The 21478-nt window shown below is 69.9% G+C and carries 25 protein-coding genes and 1 pseudogene; 8 read left to right on the top strand and 18 right to left on the bottom strand.

Features of this window, described 5'->3' with window-relative positions; translation table 11 throughout:
• The first annotated feature begins 74 nt into the window (after window positions 1–74).
• Window positions 75–1067 carry an SAM-dependent methyltransferase gene (locus tag NLX86_RS30810; protein ID WP_254375104.1) on the top strand — a complete coding sequence of 331 codons (993 nt, stop codon included), beginning with the start codon at window positions 75–77 and terminating at the stop codon, window positions 1065–1067.
• Between the two features lie 153 nt (window positions 1068–1220).
• Here the strand turns inward: NLX86_RS30810 and NLX86_RS30805 are convergent, their stop codons facing one another.
• Complete coding sequence (locus NLX86_RS30805; RefSeq protein ID WP_254375103.1) at window positions 1221–2552, bottom strand: PH domain-containing protein; 1332 nt, start codon at window positions 2550–2552, stop codon at window positions 1221–1223.
• Entirely contained in the window at window positions 2549–3052 is a 504-nt protein-coding gene (locus NLX86_RS30800) for a PH domain-containing protein (protein WP_254375102.1), read from the bottom strand. The genes NLX86_RS30805 and NLX86_RS30800 overlap by 4 nt, the downstream gene beginning before the upstream one ends.
• A 31-nt stretch (window positions 3053–3083) precedes the next feature.
• Here NLX86_RS30800 and NLX86_RS30795 point away from each other — a divergent pair, with 31 nt between their 5' ends.
• On the top strand, window positions 3084–4226 hold the full coding sequence (locus NLX86_RS30795) for an NADH-quinone oxidoreductase subunit D (RefSeq protein WP_254375101.1): 1143 nt from the start codon (window positions 3084–3086) through the stop codon (window positions 4224–4226).
• A gap of 195 nt (window positions 4227–4421) precedes the next feature.
• On the opposite strand, the gene NLX86_RS30790 is transcribed toward NLX86_RS30795, so the two are convergent.
• The 10 genes and pseudogenes from NLX86_RS30790 to NLX86_RS30745 all read right to left on the bottom strand — a co-directional run bounded on the left by NLX86_RS30790 (window position 4422) and on the right by NLX86_RS30745 (window position 10594).
• Window positions 4422–5297 (bottom strand): LysR substrate-binding domain-containing protein, encoded by an 876-nt coding sequence (locus NLX86_RS30790; RefSeq protein WP_254375100.1) that lies wholly within the window; start codon window positions 5295–5297, stop codon window positions 4422–4424.
• Between the two features lies 1 nt (window position 5298).
• A complete protein-coding gene (locus NLX86_RS30785) occupies window positions 5299–6498 on the bottom strand; it encodes a low temperature requirement protein A (RefSeq protein ID WP_254375099.1) in 1200 nt (399 codons plus the stop codon).
• Between the two features lie 47 nt (window positions 6499–6545).
• Window positions 6546–6863, bottom strand: a complete 318-nt coding sequence (locus NLX86_RS30780) for a nuclear transport factor 2 family protein (protein ID WP_254375098.1) — start codon at window positions 6861–6863, stop codon at window positions 6546–6548.
• Between the two features lie 86 nt (window positions 6864–6949).
• Window positions 6950–7699 carry an SDR family oxidoreductase gene (locus tag NLX86_RS30775; RefSeq protein WP_254375097.1) on the bottom strand — a complete coding sequence of 250 codons (750 nt, stop codon included), beginning with the start codon at window positions 7697–7699 and terminating at the stop codon, window positions 6950–6952.
• A 218-nt stretch (window positions 7700–7917) separates the two neighbouring features.
• Window positions 7918–8230: pseudogene (locus NLX86_RS30770) on the bottom strand (Tn3 family transposase); the annotation flags it as partial.
• The gene (locus NLX86_RS30765) at window positions 8221–8418 is read right to left on the bottom strand and encodes a hypothetical protein (RefSeq protein ID WP_254375096.1); all 198 of its coding nucleotides are present in this window, start codon (window positions 8416–8418) and stop codon (window positions 8221–8223) included. The pseudogene NLX86_RS30770 and the gene NLX86_RS30765, both read right to left, overlap by 10 nt.
• 111 nt (window positions 8419–8529) lie before the next feature.
• Window positions 8530–9252 carry a DUF899 family protein gene (locus NLX86_RS30760; RefSeq protein ID WP_254375095.1) on the bottom strand — a complete coding sequence of 241 codons (723 nt, stop codon included), beginning with the start codon at window positions 9250–9252 and terminating at the stop codon, window positions 8530–8532.
• A gap of 73 nt (window positions 9253–9325) precedes the next feature.
• Complete coding sequence (locus tag NLX86_RS30755) at window positions 9326–9469, bottom strand: hypothetical protein (protein ID WP_254375094.1); 144 nt, start codon at window positions 9467–9469, stop codon at window positions 9326–9328.
• A gap of 55 nt (window positions 9470–9524) precedes the next feature.
• Window positions 9525–9785 carry a DUF397 domain-containing protein gene (locus NLX86_RS30750; protein WP_254375093.1) on the bottom strand — a complete coding sequence of 87 codons (261 nt, stop codon included), beginning with the start codon at window positions 9783–9785 and terminating at the stop codon, window positions 9525–9527.
• Window positions 9782–10594, bottom strand: a complete 813-nt coding sequence (locus tag NLX86_RS30745; RefSeq protein ID WP_254375092.1) for a Scr1 family TA system antitoxin-like transcriptional regulator — start codon at window positions 10592–10594, stop codon at window positions 9782–9784. Before NLX86_RS30745 ends, NLX86_RS30750 begins: the two co-directional genes overlap by 4 nt.
• A 91-nt stretch (window positions 10595–10685) precedes the next feature.
• On the opposite strand from NLX86_RS30745, the gene NLX86_RS30740 reads away from it, so the two are divergent.
• A complete protein-coding gene (locus tag NLX86_RS30740; protein ID WP_254375091.1) occupies window positions 10686–11018 on the top strand; it encodes a hypothetical protein in 333 nt (110 codons plus the stop codon).
• A gap of 194 nt (window positions 11019–11212) precedes the next feature.
• On the top strand, window positions 11213–12040 hold the full coding sequence (locus NLX86_RS30735; RefSeq protein ID WP_254375090.1) for a helix-turn-helix domain-containing protein: 828 nt from the start codon (window positions 11213–11215) through the stop codon (window positions 12038–12040).
• Window positions 12041–12044: 4 nt separating this feature from the next.
• Here NLX86_RS30735 and NLX86_RS30730 read toward each other — a convergent pair whose 3' ends face one another.
• On the bottom strand, window positions 12045–12536 hold the full coding sequence (locus NLX86_RS30730) for a GNAT family N-acetyltransferase (RefSeq protein ID WP_254375089.1): 492 nt from the start codon (window positions 12534–12536) through the stop codon (window positions 12045–12047).
• A gap of 348 nt (window positions 12537–12884) precedes the next feature.
• On the opposite strand from NLX86_RS30730, the gene NLX86_RS30725 reads away from it, so the two are divergent.
• The 3 genes from NLX86_RS30725 to NLX86_RS30715 all read left to right on the top strand — a co-directional run bounded on the left by NLX86_RS30725 (window position 12885) and on the right by NLX86_RS30715 (window position 16233).
• Complete coding sequence (locus NLX86_RS30725) at window positions 12885–13241, top strand: hypothetical protein (RefSeq protein ID WP_254375088.1); 357 nt, start codon at window positions 12885–12887, stop codon at window positions 13239–13241.
• A gap of 77 nt (window positions 13242–13318) precedes the next feature.
• On the top strand, window positions 13319–14032 hold the full coding sequence (locus NLX86_RS30720; protein ID WP_254375087.1) for an ABC transporter ATP-binding protein: 714 nt from the start codon (window positions 13319–13321) through the stop codon (window positions 14030–14032).
• Entirely contained in the window at window positions 14029–16233 is a 2205-nt protein-coding gene (locus NLX86_RS30715) for an ABC transporter permease (protein WP_254375086.1), read from the top strand. The genes NLX86_RS30720 and NLX86_RS30715 overlap by 4 nt, the downstream gene beginning before the upstream one ends.
• On the opposite strand, the gene NLX86_RS30710 is transcribed toward NLX86_RS30715, so the two are convergent.
• The 5 genes from NLX86_RS30710 to NLX86_RS30690 all read right to left on the bottom strand — a co-directional run bounded on the left by NLX86_RS30710 (window position 16234) and on the right by NLX86_RS30690 (window position 20102).
• Complete coding sequence (locus NLX86_RS30710; protein ID WP_254375085.1) at window positions 16234–16509, bottom strand: GNAT family N-acetyltransferase; 276 nt, start codon at window positions 16507–16509, stop codon at window positions 16234–16236.
• 65 nt (window positions 16510–16574) lie between these two features.
• Complete coding sequence (locus NLX86_RS30705) at window positions 16575–17603, bottom strand: hypothetical protein (RefSeq protein ID WP_254375084.1); 1029 nt, start codon at window positions 17601–17603, stop codon at window positions 16575–16577.
• Between the two features lie 98 nt (window positions 17604–17701).
• On the bottom strand, window positions 17702–18694 hold the full coding sequence (locus NLX86_RS30700; protein ID WP_254375083.1) for an ABC transporter substrate-binding protein: 993 nt from the start codon (window positions 18692–18694) through the stop codon (window positions 17702–17704).
• A gap of 16 nt (window positions 18695–18710) precedes the next feature.
• Complete coding sequence (locus NLX86_RS30695) at window positions 18711–19376, bottom strand: ABC transporter permease (protein WP_254375082.1); 666 nt, start codon at window positions 19374–19376, stop codon at window positions 18711–18713.
• A gap of 3 nt (window positions 19377–19379) precedes the next feature.
• Window positions 19380–20102, bottom strand: coding sequence for an ABC transporter permease (locus tag NLX86_RS30690; RefSeq protein WP_254375081.1), 723 nt, complete (start codon window positions 20100–20102; stop codon window positions 19380–19382).
• A 135-nt stretch (window positions 20103–20237) separates the two neighbouring features.
• On the opposite strand from NLX86_RS30690, the gene NLX86_RS30685 reads away from it, so the two are divergent.
• On the top strand, window positions 20238–21398 hold the full coding sequence (locus NLX86_RS30685) for an ABC transporter ATP-binding protein (protein ID WP_254375080.1): 1161 nt from the start codon (window positions 20238–20240) through the stop codon (window positions 21396–21398).
• Window positions 21399–21478: the final 80 nt, after the last annotated feature.

Genomic DNA, 21478 nt, shown 5'->3' with positions numbered 1-21478 from the left:
GGGTCAACCGGAGGAGCGATCCGGTCCTCGGGCGCGTACTCCCCAAGGTGGAGACAGAGCCTAGCCTTGACCGTGTGACAGGCGAGTGGCGAGGGTGGCGAGAGGCGGCCGAGTCCGCCCTGTACGGTCCGGGCGGCTTCTACCGGCGCCCCGACGGTCCCGGCCCCGCGGGCCACTTCCGTACGTCGGTGCATGCCTCACCGCTGTACGCGGGGGCGGTCGCCCGGCTGCTGACCAGGGTCGACACCGCGCTCGGACACCCGGCGGAACTCGCCCTGGTGGATATGGGCGCGGGCCGCGGCGAACTGCTGACGGACGTACTGGCGGCGCTGGATCCGGCGGTACGGGAACGGGTCCGCGCCCACGCGGTGGAGCGCGCCCCGCGTCCCCCGGAGGGCGTGGACCCCGCCATCGCGTGGCAGGAGGAGCCGCCGAGCGGAATCACCGGACTCCTCTTCGCGAACGAGTGGCTGGACAACGTGCCGGTGGACGTGGCGGAGGTCGGCGAGGACGGTGTCGCCCGGTACGTCCTGGTCGGCCCGGACGGTACGGAAGCGCGGGGCGACCCGGTGTCCGGCCCGGACCTCGCCTGGCTGACGAGCTGGTGGCCGCTGGCCCCGGTCCCCGGCCTGCGCGCCGAGATCGGCCGCCCCCGGGACGAGGCTTGGGCGGCGGCGGTGGCCACGATGGACCGCGGCCTGGCGGTCGCCGTCGACTACAGCCACACGCGGGAGGCGCGCCCGCCGTTCGGCACGCTGACCGGCTTCCGCGAGGGCCGCGAGGTGAACCCGGTGCCGGACGGCACGTGCGACATCACCGCCCATGTCGCCCTGGACGCGTGCGCCGGCCCGGACGCGACCCTGCTGAGGCAGCGGGAGGCGCTGCGCGCCCTGGGCGTCTCGGCTGCCCGCCCGCCCCTGGGTCAGGCCTCGACGGACCCGGCCGGGTACGTGCGCGCCCTGTCGGCGGCGGGCGAGGCGGCGGAACTGACGGCCCAGGGTGGCCTGGGGGACTTCGGCTGGCTCCTGCACCCGGTGGGCATCGCGGTTCCGGTTCCGCCGCTCTGAGCGGACCGCCACTCGTGCGGGTGGATCCCGGCCTCCAGTGAGCGAAGCGCGGCCCAGCCGTGGGGCTGCGCCGCGACGGCGGCCGGAAGGCGGCTGCCGGCCCGGCGGCCGGGGCCGGACACCCCGGTGGCGTCCGGCCCCGGCCGCCGGGAGCTACGCCATCCACCGGTCCGGGCGGGCCTCCGCCCGGCCCGTCCGGGACCGGTCCGCCTGTTCGGCCAGCAGAGCCGCCGCCTCACCCGTCTCGCGCAGCCGCGCCGTCACCGTCTTGTTCGCTCCCGTGTCCACGTGGACGTCCGCGAGGCCGCGCCCGCGCTCCCACGGGCCCTGGGTCAGCCGCACGCTCTGGACCTTCGCGTGCGGGACGACCTCGACGCGCCGGCACAGCCGCCCGTGCCGGGCCGCGAAGACCGTCGCGTCGGCGGCCAGCCCGTACCCCTTCCACCACAGCGGTACGCACCATCGCGCCGCCCGCCCCGGCGAGGGCGAGAAGACGAGGGCGCGGAGGTCCACGCCCGGCAGGACCCTGGCGATGACGCGCTCGGCGACGGCACGTTCCGCGACCGGCAGCAGGACGTTGTTCGAGGACCCCGCCACGTCCAGTTCCACCCGCACCCAGCCACGCCGCCGCCACAGCAGCGGTTCCACGATGCGTACGGTCTGGACCCGGCCCGGCGGCACCGTCTCGTGCGTACGGTCGAGCAGGCCGTGGTCCAGGCGCAGCCCGTCGGGGGATTCGGCGACGGTCCAGTCGTACTCGCCGATGAAGCGCCCGGCGCTGGCCGCCCACACCCCGCCCAGGAACGGCAGGGCCGTCGCGATAGCCGCCCACAGGCTGCCGCTGAGCCACCAGACGAACGGCGGCACGACGAGCGCCGCGAGCAGCGCACTCCAGGTCCCCCCGGTCAGCAGCAGCGACATGGCGAGGATCTTCGGCTGTACGCGGACGAGTTCCCGCACCGGCGCCTCGCCGACCCCCGCCGCGTCCTCGGGGGCGAATCCGGCCGCCCGCGCCAGGAGTGCGGCCCGCAGCGCGCGTGCGTCCCTCTCGCCGAGGTAGGCCAGCTCGTCCTTGTCGTTCGTACCGATGACGTCGAGCTTGAGCTTGGCCACGCCGACGAAGCGCGCCAGCAGCGGTTGCGTGACGTCGACGGCTTGCAGCCGGTCGAGCCGGATGTGGGCGGTGCGACGGAAGAGCAGACCGGTCCTGATCCGCAGTTCCGTGTCAGTGACCGCGAAGTGGGTGACCCACCAGGTGAGGAAGCCGTACAGGCCGGCGGCCGGGATCGCGACGGCGACGATCAGCAGCCCGGTCCCGACCGTCAGCCCCTCCACCCAGTGCTGCGCCTGGCGGAGGTCGTGGAAGGCGATACCCGCGACGACGGCTATCGGCGCCCAGGCGCGGCGCAGCGGGGTAACGGGATGCAGCCGCCGCTCGCCCAGAGGCTCGGGCGACGGGCCGGGGCCGCTGACGGCGCCGCTCACAGGCCCGCCGACCTGGCTTCGCCCAGCTCCGTGAGCCGGTCGCGCAGCCGGGCCGCCTCTTCGGGCAGCAGTCCGGGAATCCGGGCGTCGGTCGCCGCGGCGGCCGTGTGCAGCTGGACGCTGGACAGCCCGAAGCGGCGCTCCAGCGGCCCGGACGTCACCTCGACGAGCTGCATCCGCCCGTACGGCACGACCGTCTCCTCCCGCCACAGCACTCCCCGGCTGATCAGCAGGTCGTCGGCGCGCTCGGCGTACCGCCAGGACCGCCAGTTGCGGCCGAGCATCACCCAGCCCCACACCAGCAGCGCGACCGGCAGCACCGCGAAAGCGGCCCAGCCCGGCGCGGCGAAGATCCACAGCAGGATCCCGCCCGCGACGGCGATCACCCCCAGCCACCCCGCCAGCAACAGCCGCCTCATGGAGAGCAGCCCCCCGGGCAGTCCGGTCCATCGTGGTTCTTCCGTCGCGTCCGACTCCGGTGCTGCCGTCCCCGTATCCATGCCTCCAGCGTAGGGCTGAGAGACTGTGTCCATGACGGAGACGACGGTTGGCATCGGCGGCGCGGCGGAGAGCACCGACATGGTGCTCAACATCGGGCCCCAGCACCCTTCCACCCACGGTGTGCTGCGCCTCCGCCTGGTACTCGACGGCGAGCGGATCCAGCACGCGGAGCCGGTCATCGGCTATATGCACCGCGGCGCGGAGAAGCTCTTCGAGGCGCGCGACTACCGGCAGATCGTCATGCTCGCGAACCGGCACGACTGGCTGTCCGCCTTCTCCAACGAGCTGGGCGTGGTGATGGCGGTCGAGCGCATGCTCGGCATGGAGGTCCCGGAGCGCGCGGTCTGGACGCGCACGCTGCTCGCCGAGCTGAACCGGGTGCTGAACCACCTCATGTTCCTCGGCTCATATCCGCTCGAACTCGGCGGAATCACCCCGATCTTCCACGCTTTCCGGGAACGCGAAGACCTCCAGCACGTCATGGAGGAAGTCTCCGGCGGCCGGATGCACTACATGTTCAACCGCGTAGGCGGCCTCAAGGAGGACCTCCCGGCCGGCTGGCTCGGCCGCGCCCGCGCCGCGGTCGCCGAGTGCCAGTCCCGTATGGACGTGTACGACAACCTCGTCCTCGGCAACGAGATCTTCCGCGCCCGGACCCGCGGCGTGGGCGTCCTCTCCGCCGAGACGGTCCACGCGTACGGAGTCAGCGGCCCCATCGCCCGCGCCTCGGGCGTCGACTTCGACCTGCGCCGCGACGAGCCGTACCTGGCCTACCCGGACCTTCAGGACACCCTCAAGGTCGTCACCCGCACCGAGGGCGACTGCCTGGCCCGCTTCGAATGCCTGCTGGCCCAGACCCACAACGCGCTGGACCTGGCGGACGCGTGCCTGGACCGCATGGCCGACCTGCCGCCCGGCCCGATCAACCAGCGCCTGCCGAAGGTACTGAAGGCCCCCGAGGGCGCCACATACGCCTGGACCGAGAACCCGCTCGGCATCAACGGCTACTACCTGGTGTCGAAGGGCGAGAAGACCCCGTACCGCCTCAAACTGCGCTCGGCTTCGTACAACAACATCCAGGCGCTGACGGAACTCCTGCCCGGCACGCTGGTCGCGGACATGGTGGCGATCCTCGGCTCACTCTTCTTCGTCGTCGGCGACATCGACAAGTGAGGGCCCGGGCCGGGCAGATTCTCGCGCCACTGGCCGCGCTGGTCGCCGCCCTCCTGGCCTTCCACGCCCAGGTGAGCCGATCCGGGTGACGTTCTGGTCGTCCTAGCTATGGGGAAACGTCATCGACTCCGGGCCTCTCGCAGAACTTTCGTATCTGGTCATTTATGAGAGAGCCACGCTTCGTGCCGGAGAGGTTCAGAAGCTGGCGCTGCTGAGGAAGGTGTCACGGCCGGGGCTCGTGGCTTGGGGCAGGTAGAGGGCGTGCAGGGGTACGTGTGTGGGGGGTTCGAGGGTGAGGATGTGCGCTTTGCCGCCTGCGGCGGGGCCCGGGGGTGCAGTGACGAATGCGATCCGGTCGGTGCCGATGACGGCGGTGACCGGGGGTGTGCCTTGGCGGTCGGTGCGTACGGTGCGGGGTTCGAAGCCGGCGCGGCGGCAGTGATCGATGAGGAGGTCGGTGTAGCCGGAGCGGCCGGGGTGTCCCCACACCATGAGGGTTTCGTCGGCGAGTTCGGTGAGTGCCACGGTGGTGCGGGTGGCGAGGTGGTGGTCGGCGGAGACGGCGATGTGCAGGCGTTGGTGGCCCAGGGTGGCACGGGCCAGTCCGTGGGCTGGGGCTATGCCGCGGCACAGGCCGATGTCGAGATCGCCGGCGAGGAGGGCGGAGGCCAGCTCGTGGGGGTAGCGCTGGTGGACCTCCAGGACGAGGCCGGGGTGGGTCTCGGTCACCAGTGACAGGAGAGTGATGATCTCTTCGCCGGTGATGGCGTGGGTGTGGCCGATGCGCAGGATTTCGGGTTCGCCGCGTCCTGTGCGGCGGGCGCGTTGCAGTGCGGAGCGTGCCATGGCGTGCAGGACGCGGGCGTCTTCGACCAGGGCTTGTCCGGCGGGGAGCAGGGTGATGCCGGTGCTGCCGCGTTCCAGCAGGGGTACGCCGACTTCGCGTTCGAGGACCCTGATGGAGGTGGACAGGGCCTGCTGGGACAGGTGGAGGCGGGCGGCGGCGCGGGTGAGGCTGCCTTCCTCCGCGACGGCGATCAGGTGGTCCAGCTTGTGCAGGTCGAGGTTCATGTCATGCCTCGCCGGCGGTGCGGCGGTGGACGGTGAGCAGGTTGGCGGCCAGAGTGGCGGCGACGGCCAGGCCCATGCCCAGCACCGCGCCGCCCACCCCGAGGGCCGGGGCGGCGAGGCCCAGTGCCAGCACGATGAGGACGCCGACGGCCACCAGCAGCCAGTGGCCCACCGCGCCGGTGCCGGTCGCGCGGTGCAGGACGCCCAGGACGGCCAGGACGATCACCACCGGTACGGCAACGGCCAGGGCGGCTGTCCGGTCGGAGACGTGCGCGTGGTGTTCCGCAGCCGCCAGGGTCACTTCGATGCCGGCGCCGATCGCGGCGACGGCGGCGAACACGGCGTAGTGGCCGTACCCCCAGCCCAGGGCGGTGCGCAAGCTGGTGAGGGTGACGTTCTGGCCGGTGAAGTAGATCCACCACAGGCCGAAGACCAGCAGCAGACCCCCGATGACGATCATCAGCAGGCTGCTGGACAGACCACCCTCGCTGACGGCGGACTGGACGGCTGCCAGGGAGGCGAGTATGACCTCGCCGAGCACGATGATGGTGAACAGGCCGTAACGCTCGGCGATGTGACCGGGGTGCCAGGCAGTGGGCCCGCCCCGGTACTCCGCCCAGACCGGCACGGCCAGCTCCGCCGCGACCAGCACCACGAACGTGATCCACGCCCATGCTCCGGGCGCCCACAGCCGGGCGATCCACCCGGCCTGGACCACGGCGATCCCGGCGGCGTAGCGCAGGGCCGTGCTGCGTCCTTGCGGGTGTTCGGCCGCGGCCCGCAGCCATTGGGTGATCACCGCCACCCGCATGATCACGTAGCCGACGACCACCACGGTGAAGTCGCCGTCCTCGAATACGGCGGGTACTCCTGCGGCCAGGACCAGCACCCCGCCCATCTGCAGCAGCGTCAGCAGCCGGTAGGGCACGTCGTCGGTGTCGTAGGCGGAGGCGAACCAGGTGAAGTTCATCCACGCCCACCAGATCGCGAAGAACACCGCCGCGTACCCGGCCAGTGCGGGCCCGAGGTGACCTTCGCTCAGCGCGTGGTGAAGTTGGGCGGCGGCCTGCGAGATCGCGACCACGAACGTCAGGTCGAACAACAGCTCCAGCGGTGTCGCGGCACGGTGCTCCTCGCCCGGATCCCGCCCGCGCATCGCGCGCCGCAGCGGCCCTGTGGTGGACGCGCCGTGATCGCTCATTACGTCTCTCCTTCGATCGCCGCTGTGACCTGGCCGGGCGGAGTGGTTCAGGCTTGGCCGGTCTCGAAGCGGCTGATCCGGCCATCCTCGGTGACGGTGAAGGTCCATCGGGTGCGCATGCTGCCCCAGGTGGCGTTGGTGTAGGTGGCCGTCAGCGTCCGTCCGTCGGCGGAAACGTTCTCGACGTCCATGCGGCCGCTGGAGGAGAAGATCTCCCTCTCCGCCCACGTGCCGAGCTCGCGGTCGGTGCCGTCGTCGGACATCGTGGCGTGGTCGGTCAGCGTGGCGAAGAAGGCTTCCTTGCCGCCGGCGTTGACCGCGTCGACGAGGGCGGCCACTGCGGGGTCGATCAGCTGGTCAGTCATCGTTTCCTCCACGTGCTGGAGCGGGGAAGGCCGTCCGGGACGGGCCGGCCGGTGTCCACGGCAGAGCCCGTCCCGGGGCGTGCAGGTCAGCGGGTGGTGTAGCCGCCGTTGGGGAACATGGTCTGGCCGGTGAACCACCAGCCCTCAGTGGCCAGGAACCGGATCACCGGGACGATGTCCTCGATCTCAGTGAGCTGGTTGCCCATTGCCTGCGACTTGTGGAACTCCACCCGTTCGGGGGTCTCCTGGGGGTAGAAGAACGGGGTGTCCATCGGCCCCGGAGCCACGGTGTTCACAGAGATGTGCCGGTCCGCGAACTCCTTGGCCGCCGCCCGGGTGAAGTGCTCCAGCGGCGCCTTGCCGCCGGCGTAGGTGGAGTAGCCGTCGGTGAACGCGGCCAGCAGGGACGTGCCCAGGCTGATGATCTTGCCGTGGTCGTTCAGCCGCCGCCCCGCCTCCTGGATGAAGAAGTACGCCGCCTTGGCGTTGATGCCGAACATGCGGTCATACTCTTCCTCGGTCGTCTCCAGGATGGGCTTGCGCAGCACCATCCCGGTGGTGTTCACCGCGATGTCCACACCGCCGTACGTGTCGACCGCGGTGTCGAACAGTCGTCGCACGTCCGCGACCTGCGTGAGATCACCCTGCACCGAGACCGCCTGGCCGTCGGCGTCCTGGATCGCCTTCACCGTCTGCTCCGCGTCGCTCTCGGAGGTGTGGTAATGCACCACGACCTTCGCTCCGGATTCGGCGAAGGTCCTGCTGAGCAGACCGCCCAGGTTCTTCTCACCTCCGCCGATGACCGCGACCTTGTCCCGCAGCGTCCTCTCAGCCATGCTCAGCACCTCTTCGCGTCGACGCCGGTGACCCTCTTGATCACCGCTTCTGCATCCGAGGCTAGGCAGACATTCCGGGCAGGAGGTAACAGAAACCCTTGGTAGTCCCACAAACGCCGTCGATACCCCCAGGCGGCAGCTCCACGCGGCCCCACACGCCGGGCAAAAGCGCACGAGCAGAGCGCCATCGGCGGCGCCGGAAGCCCCGGGCCGGGAAATCGCCGTCGGCGTTTCACTACTCCTCGCCGGCCGTGACAGATGTCGCGGGCCAGCTTGTGGCGGGACTCCTGGACGGTGAGCTGCCGGTTCATCTGTCGGCGGTAGGTGTCGTCCACCGGGTCGACGACCCGGTGGCAGGTGCAGGGTTTTGCCGATCCGCCCGTACTCGGCGAAGGCTTGGCCCAGCGGCATCGGCCGCCCCTCGCGGCCGAACATCCGCAGCAGGTCGTACGCGCGGCCCTGCCCGGTCACCAGGGAGCCGGCCACCCGCAGCATGTCCGGCCAGTGCGTGACCACCTTGTTCAGATTGAGTGCCCGGACTGGGTGCAGTACGGCCAGGGTTCCCCGGCCGGCCAGAGCAGCGGGCCGCCCATGGAACTCTCGTGTACGCCAGGGTCCCCGCTTCTCGGGTACAGCAGGATCGTCTCCCTGGCGGGGCCGGCGAACTCCGGTATCAACGCCTCCAAGTCGAAAGGCGGCTCGGGGATGCTGCGGGGCACGGCGTGAGTCCTCCCGGGGTGGGCCTGCCAGTTCACGTCAGTGCAGGCTATCCGCCGGCACTGACAGCCAAAGGCTTGTGTGAAGGCGGACGATGCCGAGCCAACGGCGCCCTAGTAGCTCAGCTGCTCGTCCCAGTCGCTGCCGCGCCCCTCGGGGGTGAGATCGAACAGGTTCCAGACCGGCTCGATGGTGCCGACATGGCGGGGATCCTGACCGGGCTCGGTGGGCGCGTACAGCAGCTCCGAGCCCCAGAAGTGCCGGATCGTCTCACCGTCGCGCCGGAACACGTTCAGCATCGGCATCGCCGATCCGTCCGCCGCCTCGGCGAGATAGTCGCGCTGGTACGTGTTGCCGCCCGCGGACAGCAGCCGCAGCCGTCGCCAGCCACGCTCTTCGGCGAAGTCGAGAAGTCGCGGCAGCGGCGCCTTCGCCACGACCGCGAAGTTGAGGTGCGGAGCAGCATGCTCCACGGCGCCGTCGAGCTGATCGAGCAATGCCGTGCACGACGGGCACGGGCCCTCTTCGAGCTTCAGCTGCGCCGTGCGCCCGGTCGTCGGCCCCGGCCGGTCGTCGCCGGAGTGGCGCGGGAACATGAAGCTGTAGATCACCAGCGAGTCCTTGCCGGGCGCGAACAGCTCGGACAGCCGCACATCGGTCGGAGCGCCGTCCGCTCCCACCCCCTGGAACACATAGTCCTCGGTGACCACTCCACCCGGTGGCAGCTTGCGCCTCGTTGCGGCCACCGCCTCGGTGGCGCGGCGCAGCGCGACCTCCTGCAGGAGCAGCCGATCGCGTGCGGCCCGGTACTCGGCCGACTCGCCCGGAAACGTCATACGTCCAGCGTGCGGTCCGCATCGGTCCGGGGCAAGGCGAGAAACTCGCGATGCCGGGCGGGGCGCACGAGAGTCACGCGTGCGCCTTCAGCAGCTCGTCCAAGTTCCAGACGGTGGCCTCGATACCGGACGTACGAGCCAGATACCGGTCCCGCTCCACGAGGATGTTGAGGTCGCCGCAGCCGTCGCTTGTTGGCGGCGTGTGCAACGAGGTCACTTCCGGTGCTGCCGCCCGACGAGGGTCAGCCGGACCTCTTCGATGGCCTGGGCAGTCACACTCGCCAAGCTACCCGAGGGTCGGAGACGAAGCCGGTGAACGCCGCCCACTGGGCGGGGGCGACGGTCAGGCCGGGGCGGGTGCGGTCCTTGGAGTCCCGGACGTGGACCGCGCCGGAGCAGGTGGCGACCTCTACGCACTCGCCGCCACCGCTGCCGCTGTAGCTGGAGGTGCGCCACTCGACGGCGACCTCGACGCATTCGCCGCCGTCGCTGCCGCTGTAGCTGGAGGTGAACCACGCAAGGTCGGCACTCATAGCTGTTGCTCCAACTCCTGGATAAAACGGGCTGATTCGCCGATGGTCAGGGCCTGACTGCGGAGTGTGCCATAGCGCTGCACCATGATGCTGACTTCATGCGGGTTGGTGATCACCCTGCTCTTCACCTGCCCTTCTGCGTAGCCCGCGATCCGATGGTCGGGCGTTTCAAGCAGGGTCATCGGACCGTCGAATCCGGCGTGCGCCTCGCATTCGATCGGCATGACCTGGATCGAGACGTTCGGCAGCTGTCCCAGTTCCAGAAGATGCCGCAGCTGCTCCTTCATCACGGCTCGCCCGCCGACCGGCCGCATCAGCACCCATGCCTCGATGACGAAGGTGAGAGTGGGCAGCGGCGTGCGGTCGAAGATCTCCTTGCGGGACATCCGGGCCTGGAGCCAGCGCTCCGCCTCTTCCACGCGGGATGCCGGAACACGGGCCGCGAGCACCGCCCGGGCGTACGCCTCGGTCTGCAACAGCCCGTGCAGTACATGCGTGTTGTACGACTGGAGCACGATCGCCTCCGCCTCCAGATTCGCATACTCCGCGAACCACTCTGGGAAGCCGTCCCGGACCAGGAACTTCGCCAGCCTCCGGATCGAGCCGTCACCGTCCAGGGCGAATTCCAGGACCTCTACCTGTTCCGGTTTCGGCTTGTAGCCGCCACTCTCCAGTTTCCGCACCCAGGACTCGGAGTAGCCCAGGGACTTTCCCAGCCGAGCCTGCGTCCACCCCTTGCCCTCCCGTCGGCACTTCACCAGTTCGCCGAACATCTGCAAGCTGACCGGTGGTTGATTCTCGCGGGACATCACCGCACCCCCTCCGCACTGCACGGACTGTGCGGTCGCCTGACGCCGTCGCACCTCTCCACGATAGCTACTGACTGTCACCGTTGGTGACATGACGACGAATTCCGCACACCGGCTTCTGCCCTGGGCGCGGCCCGACGGCGCTCCCTGTTACCTGTCCACCGACGGCACCGGCCCGGTCTCCGAACTCGCCGACCGGATCGAGGAAATGCAGCTCTCCGTCAGCGAGGAACTCCTCACCCACGCCCGCCTGATGTTCCGCGCGCCCAGCGTCCCCAGCACGGAGTTTCGTTTCCTTTCCATGCGGCTCGCCGAGGCGCTCCACGACTGCCTGCGGGTGGCCGTCTCGCGCGGTGATCGTTTGCCGCATCACGATCCCCGCGATCCGGTGGCGGACGACGCGGAGGACCCCGACGCCTCCTAAAGAAACAGGGAAAGAAACTTCCAAACCCTCCCCTCCCACTCCCCAACTCCTCACGTCATCACATCGGGTGACGGAGTGGAATATGCCGGAGGCGGCGCGGTACGTTCGCGTCACAACCTCACAAAGCAACGGCCCCCGGCGGGACTGGCATCCCAAAGCCGAGGGCCTGATCACCAGGAAGAAGACCCTTCCCGATGACTTCAGCTGAGTCTATCGCGCACGCCTCCGGCGTCGTCCACGTCCGCCACCACCACGAGACCCACTTCACCGTGGTCGGCAACCATCTCGCCCAGCACCCCACCCTCTCCGCGATGGCGATCGGTATCGCCGTACGCATCCAGTCGCTGCCCGACGGCGCGAGGGTCGGCATCAAGGCGCTGGCCGAGCGCTTCCCGGAGAGCGAGTACCGCATCGCAGGCGCGCTGCGGGAGCTGGAGGAGGCGGGGTATCTCCTGCGGTGGAAGGAACGGACACCGGCTCAGCGGATCGTCACGCGTACGACGTACTACGAGCACCCCGGCCACCGGGAGTCAGCGCCTCGCGAGCCCGCGCCGAAGCCCGAGCCCCCTCGCCCCGAGCCCGAGCCGGACCCCAAACCGCCCACGCCCACACCCACACCCACGCCAACGTCACCGCCCCCGCCGGTCGATCCCGTTCTGCACCAGCCCGCCGCCGACCTGCTCGCCGGCCTCCGCAGCGCGGACCCCCGGCTCACGCTCTCCGTACGGGACATCTCCCAGCTCGTACCGGGCGTGGCCGCCTGGCTGGAGCGGGGCGTACTCCCCGGGCAGGTCCGTCGCACGCTCACCAGCACGCTCCCCGTGGGCATCATCCACCGGCCGGCCAAACTGCTCGCCCACCGGCTCGCCGAATGGCTGCCACCCGCGCTCCCCGCGCCCCGCGCGCCTGAACCAAGAGGCTCCCTCCCGGAACCCCTGCAGAACTGCCCGGGCTGCGAACGCGCCTTCCGGTCACACGAGCCAGGTCATTGCAGCGACTGCCGCCAACGCCGAGTCTCCTAGCCTGTCAGCGGAGTTCGCCTTCCAGCATGCCCATCGTGAACTGGTCGTACCACTTGCCGTCGCGTCGGAAGACCTGGCGCAGCCTGCCCTCGTCTACGAAGCCGACCTTCTGGTAGACGCGGCGAGCGGCGTGGTTCTCGGTGACTACCGTTAGCGTGATCTTGTGCAGCCGCATGTCCTCGAAGCCGTAGCGGCAGATCGTCCGCATCGCGTCGGTGGCGTAGCCGCGCCCCCAGTAATCCTTCTCGCCGAGGTAGATGTCGAGCGTGGCGCATCCCGTTTCCGGCTCGGCGTCGTGCAGGGCGACCAGGCCGATGAGCTTCGCGTCGGCGAGTACCTCTATCCCGAACAGCACGTCGCCGTACGTATTGCGCGGCCGCTCGGCCATCCACTTCTCGACCTGGGCCAGCGGCTGGGCGTAGCCGTCGTCCATCCACCGCATGACGTCGGGGTCGTGGTTCCACCGCCACAGCGCCTCAGCATCCGACGGCCCCATCGGGCGCAGCTTAACCAGGTCTCCGAGCACGATGTGTTCCAGCCCTTCGCGGGTTTCGTGATCAGCGTTAGCAAACCCCGAAGTGGTAGCACAGGCCGAACTTCGTGCGCCAAGCAATAAACGGCCTCGCCCGCAAAGTTCGACCCGCGGCTCTCAGCCGACTGGACCCAGATGAATAAACAGTGGCTGAAAGTAGTAGCTAGCTATAACGGAGCCAGAGCGAAGGGTGGTTGACGGGGGTTGCGACGCCGTGTTGAATCACCCGAGATCCGGGGGGAATCGAACGCACGTACTGAGGCCCCTCGGGCTGGGCGCTTTGCATCCAATCCCTAGAGGAGTTTCATCCCAATGCACATGCGAAAGACCGTGGCTAAGGCCATGCTCTTTACGGTCGTTGGCGCCGCAGCAATAGGTGCGTCACCTGCGCTCGCCAAGGACCTTTCCGCGCAGAGAACGGGCGTGAAGTCGTGGAGCGCCGGGAGTCGCGGCCAGATCGCGGTGGCTGACACGGCTCGAGACAGTAAAGAGGTCTATGCGAACTACAACCGTCGAAACGCTGACGGTCTCGAGCTGAGGAACTCCAGCGGTTACGGTACGACCACCTACAGCTCGAACCAACCGGCCAACCCTGTCGATGAGTTGCAGGCATGCGTCGCCATCGACTGGAACCCGGACGACTGCACTGTCTGGCACGGACAGGGCTAGCACTCAGTGTGGTGCGGGGACCGGCCTGCTTGACGGAGGGTCCCCGCACTTCCCCTTGGCAAGAAGAAGGAAGCCAGATGCATGGTGACAGTGCGGCCCTTGTGGCCGACGCGCGGCCGGTGCTGGGCGTCAGCGAGTTGCGCTACAGCGTCGCTGGGCGGTCGCTGTTCGCGGGACTGGACCTCGCTGTGTGCCGGGGAGAGTCGGTCGCGGTCACCGGGCCCAGCGGGTCGGGAAAGAGCACGCTTCTGTCGTGTGTCCTGGGGCTGGTTCGCCCTGAATCCGGTGCGGTGGAGGTAGCCGGCGCCTCGATGGGCGGTATGAAGGGCAAGGCTCTGGCCGTGCACAGAAGCCGTGCCATCGGCATGGTCTTCCAGTTCGGTGAGCTCCTGCCGGAACTGACGCCGGTGGACAACGTTGCCCTGGCGGCGCTCCTGGCCGGCACCGACCGTACCGAGGCGTACAGCCGGGCGGCCTCACTTCTGGAGGAACTCGGAGTGCCCGCGGGCACTGCCACGCAAGACCTGTCCGGTGGAGAGCGCCAGCGCACCGCCGTGGCCCGCGCACTGATCAACTCGCCCACGCTGCTGCTCGCCGATGAGCCGACCGGTGCGTTGGACCGGGCGTCGCGTGACCGGGTCGCCGAGCTGCTGTTCGCCATGCCCGCCCGGCACAACTGCGGGCTTCTCGTGGCCACTCACGACACTGATGTGGCGCGACGGGCCGATCGGATGGTGCGGCTGGAAGAGGGCAAGCTCTCGCCCGTCATTGATCCGGCGGGCGCACGATGAGCGCCCTGGACAGGCGACGGCACCTCCTGCGGATCGGTAAGGCGGCGGGCCGGCGCGCCGAGTCGGGCGGGATGAGATTCCTGGCGCTGCTGTGTGCCACTGCGTCTCTGGCGGTGGGGCTGGCGGCGTTCGTTGTGGTCCACGCCTCGTATGCCGGTCAAGAGTCGCGGGAGGCAGCACGCGGGCCCGTTGATCGCGTGGTACGCCCGGACCTGCCCGCTGCCGCGGTCTGGGAGAAGGGCTACGACTCGCTCCAGGGCAGCGGCCAGTTCCCCGTGTTCTTCATCTCCCCCCTCACCGCGGATGCGCCGCTGCCGCCGGGAGTGCGGGAATGGCCCGAGCCCGGGGAGGCGGTGCTGTCACCCGCCCTGCTGCGATCGGGCGCCTCGGAGAAGATCGCTGAACGCTACGGACGCCTTGCCGGAATCATTGGGGAAGAGGGTCTGGCGGACCCGGAGGAGCGTGCGGTCTATGTCCGGCCGCTTCGTGAGCCAACCCCCGTCACGGAAGGCCCCGATCAGAATGTGATCGTCGGCTACGGCCAGGATCTGGGCCAGGGGCGGAACGCCGCCGGTGCGTCCCAGGACTACAAGGCGCAGTGGGTGTTTCAGTCGATGGTGGCGGGGCTGCTCCTGCTGCCGGCGGTCGTTCTGCTGACGGTGGCCGTGCGGTCGGGCTCCCAGGCCAGGGACCGGCGGACCGCGTTGATCGCTGTCCTGGGCGGCAGCGCGCGCGACCGCGCCCTCATCGCGGTCGGGGAGGCGTGGCGCGCCACGTGCTGGGGCGGCGTCCTGGCCTTCCTGCCCATCCTGGGTTCGCTGGTGGTGAGTTACCGCCTGCCGTGGGTCGGCTTCACTCTCTCGCTCACCGACACCCAACGGGCCCTGGTGCCGCTGCTACTCGCGCCTTTGTGCGCCGTTGCCCTGGTGCTGGTCGTGGCCGTCGTCGCCGACCAGGTTTCCCGGCGTCCCGGCCGCAGCACTCGCCCGGCCGCGGCCAGGCGATCCCCCGTCCTCTGGGCCGTGCTCTGCCCGGTCATGATTCTGGTGGCGGTGCGCGGACCGGACTTCGTCACCCCGGGGACCTCCGCCTACACATTGATCAACTGGTGTGGTGTGGCAGGTACCTTGGCGACTTTGCCCGCGGCGGTCGCGGTGGGCACGTCCAAACTGGGCGGCCTGCTGGCCAGGGCCGGCCGCTCGTGGGGCCGTCCCGGTCTGCTCGTGGCCGGGCAGCGGGCGAGCAGCCACCCGCGCCCCATCGCCAGGATGACGGCGGGGGTGGTCGTGGCTCTCACTCTTCTCGTCCAGATCGTCGCCTGGCAGGGCCTCTTCGGTTCACAGGCTCAGGCAGCCGAGGCCACCAAGGCGAGAATCGGCAGCAGCGCCCTCGTGGTGCGACCGGGCGGCCCGACCGATTCTGCGTCCGTGAGCAGCTTCCTCCGGGAGTCGCTGCAGGGCGCCGCAGCCCTGGCGCTCGTCTCCCCACCAGGGGCGGAGCAGCTGGTCTTCACCGGTCCGTGCGAGTCCTTGAAGCTCATGCACCTGCCCTGTCCGGCCTCCGTGACCCGGCTTGAGGGTGTGCCCCGGGACCCGCGGGTACGCGAACTCATCCAGTGGTACGGCGATGTCGCTGTGCAGCGAGGAGACGTGGCCGAGGCCGCTGCGAGCGCGGACGCGCAAGGACTGGTCATGCTCTCTCCGGAGCGCGAAGACCTGTCGGTTCCAGCGATCAAGCGGGCTGCCTACCGAGCGTTTCCCACCGGGGCACACGTGGACAGCATCGGGGCAGAGTGGTTGCCCGTCGCGGTCTCGAACAGAGATCAGGGACGCTGGATCGCTCTGCTCGGACTCGTGGGGATTGGCATTCTGGCCGCCGCCGCAGGCTTCGGCGGACTGACCGAGATGCTCCGCCACGGAAAGGCTCTCGCCCCCCTCAGCGTGCTGACCGGCAACCGCGGCTTCTTCTGGAACATCGCCGCATGGACGGTGTTCGTGCCACTGATGCTCGCCGCACTGGTGGGCGAATTCGTCGGCGTCTGGATCGCCGGGCCGACAACCGCCAACGGCGCTTCCTTCGTCTCAGGAACGTTCCTTGCGCTGAGCGCGGCGGTGGTCGGTGTGCTCAGCCTGCTGCTCTGGCTCTGGGGAGCCACGCTCGCCGTACGCCAGGCGGCCGACTGGCGCCCCCGGGGCGACTGATCACGAGAGTGCTGACCGGGAGCTCTCCCCCGGCTGGCCGGTCACCGCGACCGCCGTCCAGCGCCGCCGGCCCCAGCGGGCATAGCGGTCGGGCAACTCCCCGACGGGCAGGGTCAGCAGGAGTCTGGGCGTGGAGGTGCCGGCCAGGAGCGCGTCGTGGAGGGCGCGGCCCAGGCCCTTGCCCTGGTGCGCCGGGGAGACCGCGAGCTCGGCCAGGGTGAACGTCCGTCGTACGGATCGCTCCGGCGGTTCGTGCCACGGCGGGCCGAAGAACACCTGGGCGCAGAGCGCGATCAGCTCGTCCCGCAGGGCCGGGAGCTCTCCGGCACGGACTTCGGCGATCAGGAGATCGCGGTGCGGAGCTGCGCCACGTCGATCTGTTCCGTCTCGTCGTGTGCCGTGAGGTCGATGACCTGGCCGACCGTGCGGTTCGCGGGCGGGAGTGCCTTGAACTCGCCGGCGCCTGCCTCGGCCTTGTGCGCGGCCAGTGCTTCCGCGCCGACCACGTCGGCGAGGTCCTCGTTCTGGACGGCCTCGATGGCGGCCTTCGCGCCCGCCTTCGTACCGAAGAAGTCGAAGCCGCCCTCGATGCGCGAGGCGGAGCGGCGGACCGGTGCGTACGGGGCGATCGCCGTGGCGGCCGGGACCGGGCGGCGGGCGGGGAGGGCGGACGACGGGCGCGTGTGTTCGGCGCCTGCGGCCGCCGCGTGCTTCCCCTGCGGCTCCTCCGCCTCCCGCGCGCGCTCCGCGAGGTCGCGGCGGCGGGCCTCCTCGACCGTGCACCGCGCTTCCTGCGCGGCGGCGTTGCGGGTGAGGTGGCGGAGGGCTTCGGCCGCGCGAGCGTACGCGGCGGGGGTCGGCGCGCCGCTCGCGGTGCGGTCTGCGGAGACGGCTGGCAGTTCCTTCGCCGGGGACGCGGCTTCGATGGCGAGCAGCCGGCGGCCTTCCAGCGCGCCGGCGCGCTCGGTCTCCGCCGTGGCGTACCGGCGCAGCAGCTCGGCGTGCTCACCGCGCAGGCCCGCCAACTCCAACCGCTTGGCGCGCAGTTTCGCGTCCAGGCGGGTGCGCAGCTCGCGGGATTCCTCGAGGTCGGCCTCGAGCTCGGCTATTCGCTCGTCGGTCTTCCATTCGTCGGCCGCCCGCGCCCGGGTGAGCTCGGCGACCTTGCGGCCGGCCACGCGGTCCCAGCTGCGCATGAGGGCGGCGCCGACGACCGCGGCGGCTGCCGCCGCGGCGACCAGCAGGCGGAGCGCCACCGGTTCCGCAACCAGCCAGGCGACGGCGGCGCAGGCGAGAGACACACCGGCGACCGTCGACGGCGTGAGGAGCCTGTGCAGGGGTGGGGAATGGCGGTGGCGTCCACGTGGCATGGCCTGAAATTTACCGTGCGTAGACGGCGCGTGGGGCCCCGCCCGGCAATCTGTTTCCCGGGAGTTATCTGCCTACGCGCCGCCCCGCCCGGCGATTGCTACTTCAGCAGACCCTTCGACTCCAGATATGCCTTCGCCGCCTCGGCCGGCTTGGCCCGCTCCGCGTCCACCTTGCGGTTCAGTTCGACCAGATCCTCGGTCGTCAGCGCCTTCGTGAGCCTGCCCAGCGCCTCTGCTATCCCGGGTGCTCCGGCGTCCTCGGCATTCAGCACCGGCAGTACGTTGTCCGCGTTCTGCAGCTTCTTGTCGTCCTCGAGAAGGACCAGGCCGAAGCTTTCCAGCGTCGCGTCGGTGGTGGTGGTCAGGACCAGCTGGTCGTCACCGTCCTTGACCGCCTGCTTCGCCTGCGGAGTGCCGACGCCCTTGGGGTCGATACCGGCGACGTCGATGCCGTACGTCTTCTTCAGGCCCGGCGCGCAGAACGGACGGATCTCGCACTCGTCGCCCGCCGCGATCTTCACCTTGACCTTGGACCGGCCCAGATCGGAAAGGGTCTTGAGCTTGTTCTTCTCGGCGAATTCCTTGGTCACCGCGAAGGCGTTCTGGTCGACGGCCTCGCCGGCCGGCAGTGCCTTCAGACCGAGCGGGGTGCCGAGCTTCTCCAGCGCGGCGACGGTGGCGGCGGCGTCGCTGGAGGCGACCGGCTTCTCCTCCGGCGCCTTGGGGCCGTTCACCTTGGCATTGAGGAATTCCGCGAGCGTCGCGGCATATTCCGGTACGACGTCGATCTCGCCCTTCTCCAGGGCGGGTTCGTACAGCTCGCGGTTCTTCACGGTGGTGACCGACGTGGCGTAGCCCGCGTCCTTGAGGATCTGCGCGTACAGCTCCGCCAGTACCTGGGACTCGGTGAAGCCGGCCGCGCCGATGACCAGCGGGCCCTTCTTGCCCGCGCCGGCACCCGCGCCCGCGCCGGCGGACGCGCTGCCGCTGTCCTTCTCCTTTTCCAGGCTTTCTCCGCCGCACGCGGCAAGGGAGCCCGTCAGAGCCGCCACGCCGAGTACCGCACCCGCTATGCGCGAGGTCTTGCTCATGAGGTTCTCCATCCAATCAGTGCTGCCGCAGTGGGCTGAACAGTCGGTTCGCCGCCACCAGCGCACCCTCGACGAGGAGGGCGAGCAGCGCGACGAGCAGGGCGCCCGCGACCACCTGCGGGGTGTTGTACGTGTTGAAGCCGGCCGTGATGATCCGGCCGAGCCCGCCCTGGCCCACCATGGCGGCGATCGTCGCGGTGGCCACCACCTGGACCGATGCGGACCGCAGACCGGTCATGACCATCGGGTAGGCGAGGGGGAGTTCGACCCGGACGAACACCTGGCGGCCTGACATCCCCATCCCCCGGGCAGCCTCCAGCACCGCCCGGTCCACCTCCCGCATGCCGACGTAGGCGTTGGTCAGCAGCGGCGGTACGGCGAACAGCACGAGCGCGGTGATCGTCGGCAGATACCCGGCGCTGCGCAGCGGCGAGACCATGAACAGGGCCAGGACCGCGAAGACGGGTATCGCCCGGCCCACGTTGGAGATGTTGACCGCGAGCGCACCCCCCTTGCCGATGTGTCCGAGGTACAGCGCGACCGGCAGCGCGATCGCGCAGGCCAGCGCGAGGGCCACCCCGCTGACGTACACATGCTCGCCGAGCCGGTTCCAGACCCCGCCCTCGCCGGACCAGTGGCTGCCGGTGGTCAGCCATGTCCACGCGTCGGCCAGTACACCCATCGCTCAGCCCGCCTTCGCCGGGCGAGGCGTACGGATGCGCGGCGTACGTATGGGCGATGTACGTATTCGGGTCCAGGGCGTCAGCAACCGCTGAAGTCCCAGGAGCAGCAGGTCCGCGACGACGGCCAGCAGTACGCACAGGACGGAGGCGGCGAGTATCTGCGCCTTGAAGAAGCTCGGCAGCGCGCCCTCGATGAGATTGCCCAGGCCGCCCTTGTCGACGATCGCCCCGACGGTCGTCAGCGCGACCGTCGACACCGTGGCGATCCGGACGCCGGCCAGCAACGCGGGCAGCGCGAGTGGCAGTTCGACCTCCCAGAGCAGCCGGCCCGCCCCGTACCCCATGCCCTTCGCGGCGTCCCGGGCCTCCGCGGGCACCGCTTCGAGGCCGGCCAGGATGTTCCGCACGAGGATCGTCAGTGAATAGAGCACCAGGCCGGTGATGACCAGGGCGGCCGACAGCCCGAACACCGGAAGCAGCAGCGAGAACATGGCGAGTGAGGGAATCGTGTAGAGCACGGTCGTCAGTCCCAGGACCGTGCCGGCGAACCTCCGGCTGCGCCGCGCCAGCAGCGCAAGCGGGAATGCGACCGCCAGCCCGATCAGCACCGAAACCACCGTGATCCAGACATGCTGCACGGTCGCGTCCGTCAGCTCCTGGCTGCGGGAGCGGACGTACTCCCAGCAGATCCAGTCGTTCGTCACCAGGCAGTTCTGCGCGGCCATTGCGTCCACCCCCTCCTCAGGTCTCCGACCCTAACCCCGACCTCTGACAATCACCGAGAGTCGTCTCAGTCCAGCAACACGGCCTTCACACAACCTTGGCCGCACGCGGCGACAACTCGGCGACAATGGGGAACCATGATCCGATTCGAGCACGTCACCAAGCGGTACGACGACGGAACAACCGCAGTCGACGACCTTTCCTTCGAGGTCGCCGAGGGTGAACTCGTCACGCTCGTCGGACCGTCGGGCTGCGGCAAGACGACCACCATGAAGATGGTGAACCGGCTGATCGAGCCGACCGAGGGCCGGATATTCCTCGACGGCGACGACATATCCGCCATCGACCCGGTCCGTCTCCGCCGCCGTATCGGCTATGTCATCCAGCAAGTCGGCCTGTTCCCGCACAAAACGGTCCTGGAGAACACCGCGACCGTCCCCCACCTCCTCGGCTGGAAGCGTGCCAAGGGCCGGGAGCGCGCCGCCGAACTCCTCGATCTGGTGGGCCTGGACCCTGCCGTGTACGGCGACCGCTACCCGGAGCAGCTCTCCGGCGGCCAGCGGCAGCGCGTCGGGGTGGCCAGGGCGCTGGCGGCCGATCCACCCGTACTGCTGATGGACGAGCCGTTCGGGGCGGTCGACCCGGTCGTCCGGGAGCATCTGCAGAACGAGTTCCTCGCGCTCCAGAAGGCCGTCCGCAAGACCGTCCTCTTTGTCACCCACGACATCGAGGAGGCGGTCCGGCTCGGCGACCGGATCGCCGTGTACGGACGGGGGCGCATCGAGCAGTTCGATCCGCCGGCCACCTTGCTGGGCGCGCCCGCCACCCCGTACGTGGCGGACTTCGTCGGCGCGGACCGGGGCCTCAAGCGGCTCTCGGTGACCCCGATCGAGCCGGGCGACCTGGAGCAGCCGCCCATCGTGCACCTCGACGACCCGGTCGGGAAGGCCGCCGCGAAACTGCGGGCAGAGGACGCGCGTTGGGCCGTGGTCCTGGACGGCGACGACAATCTGCACGGCTGGATCTCGGCGGAACGGGCGGCGTCCGCAACCGGTTCCGTACGCCGGCACGCCCGCCGGATGGAGGCCTGGCTGCCCGTCGGGGCCTCGCTCAAGCATGCCTTCGCCACGATGCTTCAGCATGACGCGGGGTGGATCGCGGTCATCGACGAGGGGAGCGTCGGCCGCTTCCTGGGCGTCCTCACCCCGGCAAGGCTGCACGAGGCGCTGCGCCGCTCCACCGCCGCCGACGCGCAGGACGTGCCGCGCGAGCAGGTGGCGGTGGAAACGGTCGGCTAGCCCCAATACCGGTGACTTTGGGCTTGTCGGGTCGTTAGGGGAGGTGTGCCAAGGCCCGGACAGGTGAAGTCATCGGTGGT

This window comes from Streptomyces sp. A3M-1-3 (genome assembly GCF_024213665.1).
GTDB lineage: Bacteria > Actinomycetota > Actinomycetes > Streptomycetales > Streptomycetaceae > Streptomyces.
The sequence above is the reverse complement of the archived record's forward strand: the minus strand, read 5'-3'. Positions and strand labels throughout refer to the sequence as shown.